At 60.0% G+C, this 14,864-nt stretch carries 11 protein-coding genes and 2 pseudogenes; 11 read left to right on the forward strand and 2 right to left on the reverse strand.

Annotated features, from left to right (window positions below):
* Positions 1-453 (forward strand): annotated as a pseudogene (locus H7C18_RS33905) (hypothetical protein); the annotation flags it as partial.
* A 368-nt stretch (positions 454-821) separates the two neighbouring features.
* Here the strand turns inward: H7C18_RS33905 and H7C18_RS33910 are convergent.
* Complete coding sequence (locus H7C18_RS33910; RefSeq protein WP_185133565.1) at positions 822-1,307, reverse strand: C40 family peptidase; 486 nt, start codon at positions 1,305-1,307, stop codon at positions 822-824.
* Between the two features lie 585 nt (positions 1,308-1,892).
* Here H7C18_RS33910 and yunB point away from each other — a divergent pair.
* The 5 genes and pseudogenes from yunB (at position 1,893) to rbsK (ending at position 6,288) form a co-directional block, all read left to right on the forward strand.
* The gene (yunB, locus tag H7C18_RS33915; RefSeq protein ID WP_185133566.1) at positions 1,893-2,726 is read left to right on the forward strand and encodes a sporulation protein YunB; all 834 of its coding nucleotides are present in this window, start codon (positions 1,893-1,895) and stop codon (positions 2,724-2,726) included.
* A 165-nt stretch (positions 2,727-2,891) separates the two neighbouring features.
* Positions 2,892-3,722, forward strand: a complete 831-nt coding sequence (gene kduI, locus H7C18_RS33920) for a 5-dehydro-4-deoxy-D-glucuronate isomerase (RefSeq protein ID WP_185133567.1) — start codon at positions 2,892-2,894, stop codon at positions 3,720-3,722.
* Positions 3,723-3,776: 54 nt separating this feature from the next.
* A pseudogene (locus H7C18_RS33925) lies at positions 3,777-4,534 on the forward strand (DeoR/GlpR family DNA-binding transcription regulator).
* Positions 4,518-5,276 (forward strand): 2-dehydro-3-deoxy-D-gluconate 5-dehydrogenase KduD, encoded by a 759-nt coding sequence (gene kduD / locus H7C18_RS33930; RefSeq protein WP_185133568.1) that lies wholly within the window; start codon positions 4,518-4,520, stop codon positions 5,274-5,276. Before H7C18_RS33925 ends, kduD begins: the two are co-directional and overlap by 17 nt.
* 88 nt (positions 5,277-5,364) lie before the next feature.
* Positions 5,365-6,288 (forward strand): ribokinase, encoded by a 924-nt coding sequence (rbsK, locus tag H7C18_RS33935; RefSeq protein WP_185133569.1) that lies wholly within the window; start codon positions 5,365-5,367, stop codon positions 6,286-6,288.
* A 58-nt stretch (positions 6,289-6,346) separates the two neighbouring features.
* Here the strand turns inward: rbsK and H7C18_RS33940 are convergent, their stop codons facing one another.
* Entirely contained in the window at positions 6,347-7,402 is a 1,056-nt protein-coding gene (locus H7C18_RS33940; protein WP_337914077.1) for a M23 family metallopeptidase, read from the reverse strand.
* Positions 7,403-7,500: 98 nt separating this feature from the next.
* On the opposite strand from H7C18_RS33940, the gene lipA reads away from it, so the two are divergent.
* The 5 genes from lipA to H7C18_RS33965 all read left to right on the forward strand — a co-directional run bounded on the left by lipA (position 7,501) and on the right by H7C18_RS33965 (position 14,755).
* Positions 7,501-8,391, forward strand: coding sequence for a lipoyl synthase (gene lipA / locus H7C18_RS33945; protein WP_185133571.1), 891 nt, complete (start codon positions 7,501-7,503; stop codon positions 8,389-8,391).
* Positions 8,392-8,503: 112 nt separating this feature from the next.
* A complete protein-coding gene (locus tag H7C18_RS33950; RefSeq protein WP_202887775.1) occupies positions 8,504-9,574 on the forward strand; it encodes a YutD family protein in 1,071 nt (356 codons plus the stop codon).
* Between the two features lie 656 nt (positions 9,575-10,230).
* The gene (locus tag H7C18_RS33955; RefSeq protein ID WP_185133572.1) at positions 10,231-12,561 is read left to right on the forward strand and encodes a helix-turn-helix domain-containing protein; all 2,331 of its coding nucleotides are present in this window, start codon (positions 10,231-10,233) and stop codon (positions 12,559-12,561) included.
* Between the two features lie 321 nt (positions 12,562-12,882).
* Positions 12,883-13,863, forward strand: coding sequence for an ABC transporter permease (locus H7C18_RS33960; protein ID WP_185133573.1), 981 nt, complete (start codon positions 12,883-12,885; stop codon positions 13,861-13,863).
* Between the two features lie 10 nt (positions 13,864-13,873).
* Positions 13,874-14,755, forward strand: a complete 882-nt coding sequence (locus H7C18_RS33965; protein WP_185133574.1) for a carbohydrate ABC transporter permease — start codon at positions 13,874-13,876, stop codon at positions 14,753-14,755.
* The last annotated feature ends 109 nt before the right edge of the window (positions 14,756-14,864 follow it).

Here is a 14,864-nt window from a genome sequence, read left to right on the forward strand (position 1 = left end):
TCGGTGCTCATCGGCGCATCGGAGGACGACAAGGGCCGACCGGGCCGGGTGAAGATCGTTCACCAGGACAAGCGTCTGCTCAGAGGCCGTTTCGCCTCGCCCGATCCGTCGCCTTTTGTTGAAGCGCATGTAGCCCCTTCTTCAAGAAGAGGCATCCGTTATACCCGGCGAATCCATTCGGATCGCCATCTCGAGCTGTTGAAAATCGTAAGGGAAGCAGAATCGTGGCTGACTCAGGTCTTCCGGGGCATCGGACCGAAGCATCTTCAGGCGTACTTGAACCATTACTGCTACATTCGGAATCGCCAAAACCGATCCGTGTTCGGAGATTTGCTCAGATGGTGTTCGGCGACGCCTCCTCTCTCTTATCCGGTGCTGATCCGGAAGGCGGCAGGGCGTGCAGGAAGGCCTGTTCGCACCGCTGGTTCAACGCATAGAACGGCAGCCGGATAAGCATCTGCGCTGAAGAAATTTTTCGCTGGACAATGGCTTAGCTTGCATCCTAAAATAAAACGGTTTTGCGCTGAGCTGTTTGTCCAAAGAGATGTCCCGGATGAATATTGGAGTTTACCTGAGCGAAGGGGATTTCGAATATAAGCGGCGAAAAGGATATCAACGGTGATGCCCCCATGCTAGAGAAAAAGAGAATACCTTTCAGGTGTGAGAAGGCAGCCGGTGCATTCCTGAGCGAAGGGGATTTCGGCGTGAAGGAGAAAAAAGAGACCGCCAGGGGCCCGCAGACACGCCCTGGCAGTTTCTTGGTTGGTTGCGCTCCAACGTGACAAACGGAAGTTTCGCTTGAACGTCAAGCCGACGAAGGATCAATAATGGCGTCCGGTGATGAACCGGCTGCCCCAATAGCCGGAGTTCAGGCTCGAGATCGTGACGCCCGAGCTTTTGGTGTTGCTGACGAACCGGCCGTTGCCTATGTAAATGCCTACGTGGTTGATCTGTCCCGGCGTGTTGACGCTGAACATGACCAGGTCGCCGATCGCGAGATCGGACTTGCGGTTGACGGGAATGCCAAAGCGAGTTTGCGCTGCCGAACCCCACGGGATCGAAATGCCGTGCTGCTTGAAAACAAACTGGGTAAACGAAGAGCAGTCGAACACCAAATGAGCCGGGTCCCGCACTCCGAAGCGATAGGTTACTTTGCCGACATAGGACAGGGCCGTGTTCACGAACAGATGGCCGTTGGTCGCGTAGATTTCCTGGGCGGAAGCGGATTGGGGCTGAACCGCCGTGGCCGCGACGCCGGAGCCGAGAATGGACAGGGCGAGAAGCGACGCAGCCCATCTTTTTTTCATCGCGTTGACACACATCCTTTTCCAAGTTTAGGGTTGGAGAAGTTCCCAAAGGCTACTGTACAATAAACATTCTGGAAGCACCTTAGGGGCCCGTTGGATGCCAAGGGGGATTTTTCCTCCTGCAAGGGCAAATGTCCCACACGCCCGAATGACGGACTTGCGATGCAGTCCCATACTCCTGAACGGCAGATGGGACAAGGCTGTTTCGTCTCTCCGGGAACCCCATTACTTGGGTTGATATGCAGACGATCGGCAGCGGGAAGGCGAAGGGGCCCGGCGTAAAATTGATTCCGAAGTCTCAGCAACCTGGAGGAATGATTCGCAAGCCTGATTTATTTCGCGCTTAAATTCGGGGACAGGAAGTCGTTAAGCTTCGGATCTCGGCGCCGGCTCTTCTTTTTTGTCCCAAGTCCGCATAAGCATGGAGAAGGCTCTGTTGGCCGAGCAGGGCCCGCTTTTCGCGGACAGGGGGGATCGAAATTGCGACGCAGATGGGGAAAACCGCTTGTCTTACGGTGGAAATGGGCGCTTCCGGCGCGAAACCGAAGCCGTGGCTTTCGAGCTTCACGGGGATGGACTCCGCGGATGCGGATGCCGGCTCCCCGGAGCACCGGCTTCGTCGCTCGCGGGCGCAAGCGCCCGGCCAAGTCGCGGATCGGAGGCGGTTCCGGCACGTATGGCTGGACCATCCGGCCTCGGAGGCGAATGAAGAGAAGCCACTTCTGGCTCATTATCGTACTGCTCAGCATTTTCGCCACGTTTCAATCTTTTTTTTGGCTGGACAAATATTTGCGCGATCCGCTCATGTTTTTGGCGAAGGTGCGAATGACCCAGATGGCGACGGAAGCCGTTAACCAGGCGATGATGGATCAAGCGAATTTCGGAGCGGACAGCAGCAAGATGATTCAGTGGAAGACGAGCTCGGACGGCAAAGTGACGGGCGCGTTTATCGATTACCAGGAGCAGACCCGGATCACGGCGAAGACCATTCAGATCGTGGAGCAGACGCTGGAGAAGCAGGCGGATTTGTACGCCCGCGTTCCGATCGGCCACGCGCTCAACAGTCCGTTTATTTCGTCGATCGGGCCCAGCGTCGCCGTCCATTTCCATCCGGCCAGCGCCGTGCAGGCGGAAGTGCGGACGAAGCAGTCGAGCGAGGGCATCAACACGGTGCTGGTGGAAGTTTACGTTCATATCAAAACCGAGATTGCCGTGCTCGTCCCGTTCGATCAGGATTTTACGACGCTGGAGACGGATATTCCGCTGTCCTACATGATGGTGGTGGGCGACGTACCCGCCTATTACTACGATGGGAAAGGGAATCCGGTCGGCAATAGCGCCGATCAGGCGCCGTCGATCGCCTTGCCCCCGGTGCAGCAGACACCGAGCGGCGGGAGCGAGTCGAATACGGGAGAGTGAGTGAACCAGGAGAACGCCCGATCCGGGCGTTTTTTGTTTTTTCGGCGGAATCTGAAGGGCGAACCTCCTAAAAGAGGAGAAGATTTGCGTCAAATAAGGTTCGTTTTCGTTCGTTTTGGTATGTTAAAATGTTTTCGAACTTAAACGAACGAGGAGGCCCCATTTATGGAAATCCGCCATTCTACGAATCCGTTCGATGCCAAGCGATATGATACGGCGCAACTGCGACAGCATTACCTGATCGAGAAGCTGTTCGAATCCGACCGCGTTCATATGGTCTACACGCATGAAGACCGCATGATCGTCGGCGGAGCTCAACCGGTGAAGGAGGCGTTGACGCTTGAAGCGCCGGAGATGCTGCGTACGGAATATTTCCTTGAGCGCCGCGAGGTCGGCTTCGTCAACATCGGCGGCGAAGCCGTCGTCACCGCGGACGGCGAGCGCCATGAGCTGCAGAAGCTGGATACGCTTTACGTCGGCAAAGGCGTCCGGAACTTGAAGCTGGAGAGCAAGGACGCCTCGCGGCCGGCGAAGCTTTATTTCTGCTCTGCGCTCGCTCATGCGCCATATCCGACGCGGAAGGCGCCGATCCAAGAAGCGAACACCCAGTATCTCGGCTCCCAGGCAACGTCCAACGAGCGCGAGCTGAATCAGATCGTTCATGAAGGCGGCATCCATTCTTGTCAGCTCATGATGGGCATTACGGTGCTTAAGCCGGGCAGCGTCTGGAACACGATGCCGTCCCATGTGCATGACCGTCGGATGGAAGCGTACCTGTACTTCGATCTGAACGAAGGTGCCCGCGTGTTTCACATGATGGGAGAGCCGGACGAGACGCGCCACCTGGTCGTCGCCAACGAGCAGGCAATCATCTCTCCTCCGTGGTCGATCCATTCGGGCGTCGGCACGAGCAACTATGCGTTCGTCTGGTCGATGGCCGGCGAGAACTATACGTTCAAAGACATGGACGTCGTGCCTCCCGCCGGGTTAAAGTAAGCGTATCGAAGACGGCTCTCCGACAGGGAGCGTCAAAAGGAGGATTTAGGCATCATGCTAGCCGCCGCCAGACACCGGCGCATTCTGGACCTGCTCCTGCAGGACGGCTCCGTTCAGGTCTCCGGGCTGAGCGAGCAGTTCGGAGTTACGCCCAAGACGATCCGCGAGGATCTGGAGAAGCTGGAGGAGAAAGGCCTGCTTCGCCGCACGCACGGAGGAGCGGTGCCCCCGGCGGAAGAAGCGGAGCCGATGCTCCCGCTGCAGATACCGAACACGAAGCATCGCAGCGAGAAGGAAGCGATCGCCGAGCGGGTGCTGAAGCATATCGAATCCGGCGACATCATCGCGCTGGACGCGGGCAGCACGACGCTGGAGATTGCGCGGCGGCTGCCCAACGAGCCTCTGACGGTGCTTCCAACGATCTGCTGATCATGCAGGAGCTGATCGGCAAGGAACATATACGCCTGGTCGTGCCCGGCGGTTATCGAGAGCGCAACGTGCTTATCGGCAACGAGGCCCTGGATTGGCTGGGCAAGTTGAACGTGCAGAAGCTGTTCCTCTCGGCTACGGGCATTCACAAGAAGTACGGCTTGACCGTGTTCACCGGCGAATTGATCGGGCTGAAAAAGGCGTATATGGCCAGCGCCAAGGAAATCTACTGCGTCGCGGACCATTCGAAGTTCGGCCGTGCGGCGCTGCTGACGTTCGCGCAGCTGAGCGACGTGGACGTTTTGATCACCGATGCCGGGCTGGATCCGAAGACGGCTCGGAAATACGAAGGAGGTTCGGTGAAAATTGAAAGGGCTCTTTGATTTATCCGGCAAAAAGGCGATCGTGACGGGAGCGGGGCGCGGCCTCGGGCGGGCGATAGCCGTCGGCCTGGCGGAGGCAGGCGCCGACGTCGCGCTGGTCACGAACCGGACGCCCGGCGAGGAGACGAAGGCGCGCATCGAAGCGCTGGGCCGCCGTGCAATCATCGTGCAAGCGGACGTGAGAGACCGCTCCCGCCTGCCGGGAGTTATCGATGAGACGGTGTCCGCCTTCGGACGTCTCGATATTCTGCTCAACAATGCCGGTATCATCCGTCGCACGCCGGCCGCCGAACATTCCTACGTCGATTGGCAGGAGGTGATCGACGTGAACCTGAACTCGGTGTTCGTCCTAAGTCAGCTGGCGGGACGCTTGATGATCGGGCAAGGAAGCGGCAAAATCATCAATATCGCCTCCATGCTCTCGTTCCAGGGAGGCATCACCGTTCCCGGCTATACCGCGAGCAAGCACGCGGTCGCCGGGCTGACCAAGGCGCTCGCGAACGAATGGGCGCCCAAAGGCGTGCAGGTGAACGCGATCGCCCCGGGCTACATGAGCACCGACAATACCGAAGCGCTGCGCAACGACCCGAACCGCAGCCGGCAAATTCTCGAGCGAATTCCGGCCGGCCGCTGGGGCTCCGACCAGGATCTGGTCGGTCCGGCCGTCTTTCTGGCTTCGGCCGCCTCCGACTATATGAACGGCCATGTGCTATGCGTCGACGGAGGCTGGATGGTACGATAACTTCATTTTTTCACGGAGAGGCCTTGCCAGATTGTCCGCTCGGGCACATGATAGGAAAAACGGCATATTGCGAAGGGGAGCTGGCATAATGAGCCGAATCGTTGTCCTTGGAAGCATAAACATGGACCTGGTCAACCACGTCGCGGAATTTCCGAAGCCGGGGGAGACCGTTCACGGACGGGGCGTGGAATTTCTGCCGGGAGGAAAAGGCGCCAACCAGGCGGTGGCGGCGTCGCTCGCGGGAGGCGGCGTGGAGATGATCGGCGCGGTGGGACGGGACTCGTTCGCCCAGCCGCTGCTCGACTCGCTGCGGGAGCGGGGCGTCGGGACCGACGGCGTGCTCGCCAAGGACGGAACTTCCGGCCTGGCGTTCATTACGGTGTCTGACGCAGGGGAGAACGAGATTATTCTATCCGAGGGAAGCAACGGCCAAGTGACGCCGGAGGACGTTGGCGAGGAACGGCTTGCCGGAGCTTCCGCGATCATTTTGCAGAACGAGATTCCGTGGGAAGCGAACGTCCATGCCATGAAGCTGGCCCGGCAGGCCGGGGCGAAGGTGATCTACAACCCGGCGCCGGTACGGCCGATTCCGGCGGAGGCGTATACGCTCGTCGACCTGCTGGTCGTCAACGAGACGGAGGCCGAGGGCCTGAGCGGCATTCCGGTGGCGGACGCTTCCGATGCCCGGCGTGCGGCGGCGGAGCTGATCGCCCGGGGCGCAGGCGGCGTGCTCGTGACGCTCGGCAGCAAAGGCTCTTATTACGCCGAATCGGGAGCGGACGAAGACGGGCTCTTCACGCCGGCGAGAAAAGTCCGCGCCGTCGACACCACGGCGGCGGGAGACACGTTTATCGGAGCGTTCGCGGCCGCTGCCGCGGAAGGACGGCCCCCGGCGGAGGCGCTTGCCTTCGCGACCGCGGCATCGTCGATTACGGTGACGCGAAAAGGAGCCCAGGCGTCGATTCCGCGGCGCGAGGAGATCGAGGAGGTTCTGGCTGCCGAGGCCAAATGAAGAGAAGGAGCCCCGCGCTTGAAGAATCAAGCGGCGGGACTCCTTTCTTTTCGCCGAATTACTTGTGCACCTTGAGCGCCTTCAGTTCGTCCCGCTCCCACCGCCGCAGCATCGGATACGGGTCGAACGCCCATTCCACCAAGCCGCGGTCGCGGTACACGCCGTAGTGCAGATGCGGCGGGAACTTTCCTTGGGTTCCCGGGCGGCCGTACCCCGAGCTGCCGACCCAGCCGATGACCTGGCCCGGTTTGACGACATCGTTCGGCTGCAGCGATTTTTCGAACCCGGATAGATGGGCGTAATAATGATACAGGTTGTCGGTGTCGCGGATGCCGATTCTCCAGCCGCCGTAAGGATTCCAGCCTTTCACTTCGACGATGCCGAAGGAAGTGCTGCGGACCGGAACGCCGTAGTTGGCGAAAATGTCGGTGCCTTCGTGGATGCGTACGCCTCCCCAGCCTCGGCTGTTGCCCCAAGTGCTACGGTAAGCGTACGAACTGCCGACGGGAATCGGAAACACGTGATGGGACAAATCCAGTTTACCGAAGGCATGGTAAATTTTCGTGAACTGGAGAACGCGTTGGACCGCCCGGGTGTTCTGGTAGTATTCCCACAGGCCGATGGCGAAGTCGTCGGAGAACGTGCCGAATCTCCGCACTTCGCTGGCCAGGGAATACAGCAGATCGATGTCGTTGCCGCGGTCGGCTTTGCCGTCTCCGTCGCCGTCCTGCCCGATGCCGCGAAAGACGCGGATCGAGACCGGGTTCGAATCGGACGGATCGGGGTTGAGGGGCCCCGCCCAGCGCTTCTCGTCGATGAACACGCCGACGGCCGCGCCTTCGCGCAGCGGGCGAGTTTTCGGATGGGCGCGCGTGAGCGTGCTCTCGTATCGGTCCAATGCCGCGACGGCTTGCCAGGACAAGCCGGTCGTCAGGCTGACGCGATCGTAAATTTGCTTCAGCGTACGGAGCTCTTCCTGCTTCTGGGCCGGAGCCGCCCGGACCGGTTCGGCCGCGAAGAACGCGCCGGTCACGAGCAGTTCCGCGGCGGCCAGAGCGGAGATCCATCTCAGCAGCTTCGGCCGTATGACTTGTGTCCACCGTTGCCGTTGCACGGGCATTCCTCCTTGTCCGTATGGGTTTAGGGTTCGCAGATCATTGGTTTTTATGTGAAACCTGCTATAATAAGGGGGACAGAAAGCGGGGGAAAGCGATGACGACGGGCTCCAAGCCGAAAAAGCCGGAATGGCTCAAAGTAAAGCTGACGACCGGCGACAACTACCGGGAAATCAAGGATATGATGCGGAGCAAGACGCTCCATACCGTTTGCGAGGAAGCGCGCTGTCCGAACATTTTTGAATGCTGGGCCAACCGAACGGCCACCTTTATGATATTGGGCGACATCTGCACGCGGGCTTGCCGCTTCTGCGCGGTCAAGACCGGCTTGCCGACGGAGCTCGACCTGCAGGAACCGGAGCGCGTGGCGGACGCGGCGGTGCAGATGAATTTGCGCCACTGCGTCGTCACTTCGGTCGCCCGGGACGATCTGAAGGACGGCGGCGCTTCGATTTTTGCCGCCACGATCAAGGCGATCCGCGCCAAACTGCCGCTTTGCAGCGTGGAAGTGCTCATTCCGGATTTTATGGGCAATTGGGATGCGCTCAAGACGGTGATGGACGCGAAACCGGACATTCTGAACCACAACGTCGAGACGGTCGAGCGGCTGTCCGACCGGGTTCGCGCCAAGGCGAAGTATCGCCGGACCATGGAACTGCTGCGCAGGGCGAAAGAAATGGCGCCCGACATCCCGACCAAGTCGAGCATAATGCTGGGACTCGGCGAGACGATGGAAGAGATTCATCGGACGATGGACGATTTGCGGGAAGAGGATGTCAATATTTTAACGCTCGGCCAATATTTGCAGCCGACTTCGTCTCACCTGAACGTGGTGCGTTACGTCCATCCGGACGAATTCGCGCAGCTCAAGAAGGACGGGCTGGCGAAGGGCTTCTCCCACGTGGAGTCGGCGCCCCTCGTCCGCAGCTCGTACCATGCGCACGAGCAGGTGCAGTCCGCCGCAGCGCACGCAACGGCCACGGTGTGAGCCGGCCGGCTCGGGCGGCGCCGTGATCCGCGGAGATCAAGCGGCCGGCGCTTTCTGCGCGGAAGGCGGATATCGAAGCGACATTCGGGAGGAGAAACCATTCGTGATCTACATGGCAGGAGGCAATGCATACTCGCTGGTGCACGAACATAAGAACGGTTGGAATCCCGAAGCGTTTCGGGAACGCTTCAGCGAGGTGTTGGAACGCTACGATTATATCGTCGGCGATTGGGGTTATAACCAGCTGCGGCTTCGCGGTTTTTTTCGCAATCAGCAGCCGAAGGCGGCCAAGGACTCGGTCATTTCGAGCTTGAGCGAATATATCAACGAATACTGCAATTTCGGGTGCGCTTACTTCGTCCTGGAGAAAACCGATCTGGGCTCGGTGCCGGAAGGAACGAAGATCGTGGCGGAGGACGCGGCGATCGGAGCTCGGAAGGAAGGCGACGAGCCGGCGGACGACGACGAAGCGGCTCCGGCGGCGCTCTCGATGGCCGAAGCCGTCGCGGCCGCGATGGCGGCAAGCCCGACGGGCATGCTGCTGCGGTGGCCGCTCAAGGAACGCCCGGGCGGGCGCGTGCCCGGGACAAGCCCTTCCGCGGTGGCGCGCGCGGTGTCGGAGGGCGCGGAACGCCGCGCCGCAGCCGCCGCGGCGCAAGGGGGAGCGACCGTCCGGCCGGATTCGCCGGGCGGACGGTCTTCGCATGAAGCCGGCGGGCACGGCTTCGGCGGAGGGCGCTCGCGCGGCGACGGAAGCGCCCAAGGGCGCGACCGTCGGCCGCACCATAGCGGCGGCCCCGGGCCGCGGAACGGCGGCCGCCAGGATCGCGGGCCGGGCGGCGGCGGAGACTCGCCGCGCGGCGGTTCGTCTCCGTATCCGGCGGCACGTGACGGGTACGGAGAGCGGCAGGGCCGCCAGGCGCAGCAGTCCGGCGGCTCCTCGCCGGCGCAAGCGCCGCAGCCTTCGCCGTCCTATGCCGGCGAGGGCGGTCACGCTTCTCGCGGCGGCGGGAGCGCGGGCGGCGGCGGTGCCGGCGGCGGCCGTTGGGCCGGCAAGAACCGGCGGCGCGGCGGCAGCTTTCACGGCGGCAAGCCGAATCGGCCGCGCCCCGAAGACGGGCAGCGCTTCGAAGGCGCCGCCCGCCGGCCGGATACCGGCAGCTCCGGCGGAGATCGGCCCTAACCGTAGCGCCTCATAAGCAGTGCTAATTTAACCAGGCATTTCCAAAAGCTTCGGCTGCGGGAGATGCCTGGTTTTTTCTATTTCTATGGTCGTCATTCGTTCCTTACATTCGGAATCCCTCTCGCTCAGGGACGATTTGCCGCCCCATTTCTCTCTGTGTTGGAATTCTCAATCTGATTATGCCGCAATCCCGTTTGCTCAGGTTTCTTGCGCTCTCTCTTTCTCGTTTTCCTGCAGAATCGGCATCAGTCCTGCAGCATACAGGTACGAAATGATTTTTCCTGAGCGAGTGGGATATCGAAGATGTGCAGGATTAGCGGAGCACAAGGCCACATCGCCTGAGCGAACGGGATTGCGATAGAAAGGCGGAAAAAGGTGCATGGAGACGGCACAGCCCAGAGCGAGCGGGATATCGGAAGAGCAAAGAGTCGCAGAGAGCATGGAGGATACGCCTCCAGGATGAAAACGCTGCAGCCTCTTGATGGGTTTCGTTTTTTTGAGGGGTGAAAAATGTGCTACAAGCGGTTCAAGGAGTACGCCGACGTCAGCGCGGGCAAATTCCGGGCCCGGTCCGGCGGATGAAGCGTTTTCTTTTGCCCGTAATTCCAATAGAATAGAAAGGAGGCTTGCGGCCGAATAAAGCGAGGGATAACCGGATGAATTGGATTCTGCCTTATCGATCGAAGAAGTACCTCCAGCGGCTTGCGCTCAGCTTTTCCCTGCTGGTGCTGCTCCTGCTGATCGTATTCTCCGCCGCGCTGTACTACAACTCGGAGAAGATCGTGCGCGGCATGCAGAAGGAAGCGGACCGGAAAGTGCTGTCGCAGATGAAGTTCAATATCGGCTACATGAACGATGTCGTCCAGAAGCTCGCGACGTCGCTGTACTACGACAACGACGTCGTCCCCCTCATGACGGCGGCGGACGATACCGACCTGTTCGACACTCTCGTCAAGAGGTCCCGCATCGACAAGTTCGCCGACTATACGTCTTTCATCCATTCCATCCTGATTTACAACGCGAAGACCGACAGCTTTATTTGGGGCGGCGACCCGTCCGTGCAGGACCGGAACGCGCCGATCTACGCGAACCTGCGGGCGATATTTGGCGGAGACGGGCCGGTGCCGAAGCTCAAGATGATGCCGATGAGCCTGGGGACGAATTCGGACCGCGCGGATTTGTTCACGATCTTCAATTATGAAGCGATTAACTACCGGCCGGGAGAAAATGTCTTCATTCTGAACATCAAGCCGCAATGGCTGTTCGACAACATTCAGTCGATCAACCGGCTGGCCTGGCAGGAGAACGAGAGCCTGTTCCTGATGGAGAAGGGAGGGCGCATCCTGACGCCGGACGGCGCGGCCGCTCCGCTCCCCGGCCAAGTAAAAGACGCCGTGATGCAGCGATTGAGCCGATCGGCGGAAGCGGGGGAAGGCTCGTTCACGTCTACGATCGACGGGGGCAAGAAGGTCGTCAACTATTTGGACACCGGCGTTAACGATTGGACGCTCATCAGCGTGCTGCCGTACGAGACGCTGGCCAAGCGGGCGGCTTCGCTCCAAGATACGATGATTTTGCTGACCGCCGTTTTCATCGTGTTCGCCCTGTTTGCTACGTTGGGTTTATCTCATCGCCTCTACCGGCCGATCGAGAAGCTCGTCGGCTTCTTCCGGCGCGACGCCGGCGGAGAGGCCGAGCCTCGCCTGGAGAGCGGCGACGAACTCGTCTACATGTCGAGCGTCTACGAGCACACGCTTCGCCGCCTCGAGACCGTCCGGAATGAGCAGCGGTCGACCCGGAGCATCGTCCGCTCGTACTCCGTCCGCAAGCTCGTGACGGACGGCTCCATGACGGAAGACCAGGCGGCGGAACTGATCCGGCAGCACGGATTGGCTCTGGCCCCCGAAGGCCCGTACCGTCTCTGCGTCCTGAAGCTGGACGCGCTCGAGCGCGACGGGGAGCCGGACAAGGAACGCCGCCTGCTGCAGTTTGCGCTTGCGAACATCGCGCAAGAATTGCTCTCCGAACGCTACGGCTGCGAGACGTTCGAATGGAGAAACGAGCTGGCGGCGGCGGTCAGCCCGGATTCCGCGAAGGGCATCGCGCTCGCGGAGCTGCCGGAAGCCGTCCGAATCGTTCAGAAGGCGATGGGCGGACTTTATCGGGTGACGGTGTCCGCCGCGATCAGCGACGAGATATCCGGAAGCCGCGGCTTGTCCGAGCATTACCGGCTCGTCCAGCAATATATGCGTTACACGCTCGTCTTCGGCCCGCAGTCGATCGTCGATTCCGCGACCATTGCGCCGAATATGGCCAACGCCGAAGCCGCTCTTCCGCCCGAATGGGAGAAGAAGCTGGCCGAGTGCGTGAAGTCGGGCCAGCGAGAGGCGTTCGCGCAGGCATTGGACAAAATTTTCGCCCACATCGCGACCCTTCACCACGATCATATCGTGTACATGGTGCTGCACGTGTTCCTGCTCGTCAAGAACGCGATCAAGGAGATGAACGACGTCCGTCTCGTGCCGCTGCCGGCCGGATTGTCGGACATTCACCAGAAGCTGCTCGGCAGCGGCTCGCTCGAACGGATGAAGACCGTCCTGCTCGGCGTTTACGACGAGCTCGGCGAGAACAAGGGGAGCCCCGAGCAGGAGCGCGCCGAAGTGCTCGTCGACGCGATCCGGGAAATCATCGAGCAGCATTACCCCGATACGAACCTGAGCCTGCAGAGGATCGGGGATATGATGAAGCTGTCGCCGGATTTCATCGGCAGGCTGTTCAAGAAGCATCAAGGGATCGCGGTCGCGGAATATTTGAACGAGGTCAGGCTTCGGCACGCTGTCCGTTTTTTGGAGAACGACGACTACACCGTCAACGCGCTGATCGAGAAAGTCGGGTTCGGCACGCGGAGCAACTTTTTCCGGCTGTTTAAAAACAAATACGGGACGACCCCAAAGGAATACCGGATCAAGAGAAGTCTGGCTCCGTAGCTCTCGTCGCCCAAGTCGGAGAAGACAGCCCTTCCCTCTCGGAAGAGCTGTCTTTTTTGTTGTTTGGGAAATTGTGCAACACCGTTTCCTAGGGATGACCGGGGGCTCCCCCAAAAGGAATCGGAATCAGCTGCAGAGCTTTGCGTCGCTTTCGGGGAATTTGTTCCGTTCATGCAGGGCGCTAGGACGGATTTGAGACCGATTCCGGGATTTTGGACTCGAGATCGGAATCGAACCGGGATTTTGGACTTCCGCCGCTTCCCGTTCCGAACCACAATACGGGTAGGAGCCGCAAGAGCTTCAATCGGGAGGGTGGACGAGATGAAAGAGAACGGCATGTTCGACAAGACGGCTCCGTCCCGCACGGACGTCCGGACGGAGAAGCGGACGTTCGGGCGAAGAAGGGGCCGCTTCAAACGGAACGCGGGGCTGTTCGGGCTGTCGCTGCCGGGGGTGCTTTACCTGCTCGTGTTCGCGTACGTTCCGATGTTCGGCATCGTGATCGCGTTCAAAAACTATCGCTACGACAAAGGCATTCTGGGAAGCGAATGGATCGGCCTGAAAAATTTCGAATTTCTGTTCGCTTCGGACAACGCCTGGAGAATTACGCGGAACACCGTGCTATACAACCTTTCCTTCATCGTGATCGGCACGGCGGTCGGACTGGCGCTGGCCATTCTGATGAGCCGGCTTGGCCGCCATTGGGTCAAAGTGCACCAGACGGTGCTGTTCCTGCCGTACTTCGTATCGTGGGTCGTCGCCGGCTACATCGCCTTGGCTTTCCTCGACAACTCGGCGGGGTTCCTGAACCGGGCGCTCGAGTCCGTCGGCCTGCCGGGCCGCAATTGGTACTTCGAGAAGGCGCCCTGGCCTTACGTGCTGGTCGTAGCCCATGAATGGAAGAGCATCGGCTTCGGAACGCTCATTTATTTCGCAGGCATCATGGGGATCAACCAGGATTATTACGAGGCGGCGCGCATCGACGGGGCGACGGGCTTCCAGATGGCCAGGAAAATTACGATTCCGCTGCTCATGCCGCTGGTCACGATCATGCTCATTCTGTCCGTCGGCAACATGTTCCGGGGGGATTTCGGCTTGCACTATTTCGTGCCGAACGACTCTTCGTTCGCGATTCCGACGACGGACATCATCGACACCTACGTATTCCGCGCGCTGAGGGAATTGGGCGACTTCGGGATGTCGTCCGCGGCCGGCTTCTACCAGTCGACGGTCGGGTTCGTTCTCGTGCTGCTCGCCAATTACGCCGTGCGCAAATTCAACGAAGACAACGCATTGTTCTAGGAGTGAAGCCATGAATTCGAATCCAACCGAGACGCGAGTCGTCAACCTCATCTTTATCCTGCTGAGCCTGCTCATGCTGGCGCCGTTCGCGCTCGTCGTCATCATCTCTCTGACCGGAGAAGCCGACCTGATCCAGAACGGATACCGGTTCGTTCCGGACCGGCTCGTCTTTACGGCTTACGAGTACATTTTCAAAGTGCCTTCCATTATCGTGCGATCCTACGGCGTCACGGCGGCGGTCACCGTCATCGGCACCGTCTCGGGCCTTCTGGTTACCGCGATGATCGCGTACGCCATCTCCCGACCGGACTACGGCTATCGCAGGGTTACGAGCTTCTATGTCTTTTTTACGATGCTGTTCAGCGGGGGACTTATCCCCTATTACATTCTGATGACGCAATATCTCCATCTGAAGGACACGATCTGGGCGATGATTCTGCCGGGCATGCTGAGCGCCTGGAACGTCATGGTGCTGAAGGGCTTTCTGGCGAAAATCCCGATGGAGATCATCGAGTCGGCGAAAATGGACGGGGCGGGGGAGTGGCGGATCTTCTTTACGGTTGTCATTCCGCTGTCCACGCCGGCGCTTGCGACGATGGGGCTGCTCATCGCGTTCTGGCACTGGAACGACTGGCTGAACGCCCTCCTGTTCATCGACAGCCAGAAGCTGGTCCCGCTTCAGCTGCTTCTCGTAAGGATGCTGAGCAGCATGGAGGTCATTACGCAAAACCTGGACAAATTCGGCATCGGCGGGCTCGACGTGTCGAAGTTCCCGACGATGTCCGTCCGCATGGCGATGGTCGTGCTGGCGGCGGGGCCGATGATGGTGGTGTTTCCGTTCTTCCAGCGTTATTTCGTCCAAGGGTTGACGGTCGGTTCGCTGAAAGGATGAACAATCGCGGGCAATGCCGGAATCGCGCGCGAGAGGAGGGAGAGGGGAAGAGGGGTACCGCGCGGGTTCCGTTTTATTATATTCTGATAGAAGGAATCTTGGGGAGGTT

Origin of the sequence: Cohnella zeiphila (assembly GCF_014212055.1) — a bacterium.
Lineage (GTDB): Bacteria > Bacillota > Bacilli > Paenibacillales > Paenibacillaceae > Cohnella > Cohnella zeiphila.

Coding starts and splice junctions, on each gene's coding strand:
- rbsK (WP_185133569.1), top strand. CDS start 5,365: ATGAGCCGAATCGTTGTCCTTGGAAGCATAAACATGGACCTGGTCAAC.
- H7C18_RS33910 (WP_185133565.1), bottom strand. CDS start 1,307: ATGAAAAAAAGATGGGCTGCGTCGCTTCTCGCCCTGTCCATTCTCGGC.
- H7C18_RS33965 (WP_185133574.1), top strand. CDS start 13,874: ATGAATTCGAATCCAACCGAGACGCGAGTCGTCAACCTCATCTTTATC.
- H7C18_RS33960 (WP_185133573.1), top strand. CDS start 12,883: ATGAAAGAGAACGGCATGTTCGACAAGACGGCTCCGTCCCGCACGGAC.
- H7C18_RS33950 (WP_202887775.1), top strand. CDS start 8,504: ATGGCAGGAGGCAATGCATACTCGCTGGTGCACGAACATAAGAACGGT.
- kduI (WP_185133567.1), top strand. CDS start 2,892: ATGGAAATCCGCCATTCTACGAATCCGTTCGATGCCAAGCGATATGAT.
- lipA (WP_185133571.1), top strand. CDS start 7,501: ATGACGACGGGCTCCAAGCCGAAAAAGCCGGAATGGCTCAAAGTAAAG.
- H7C18_RS33955 (WP_185133572.1), top strand. CDS start 10,231: ATGAATTGGATTCTGCCTTATCGATCGAAGAAGTACCTCCAGCGGCTT.
- yunB (WP_185133566.1), top strand. CDS start 1,893: ATGCGGATGCCGGCTCCCCGGAGCACCGGCTTCGTCGCTCGCGGGCGC.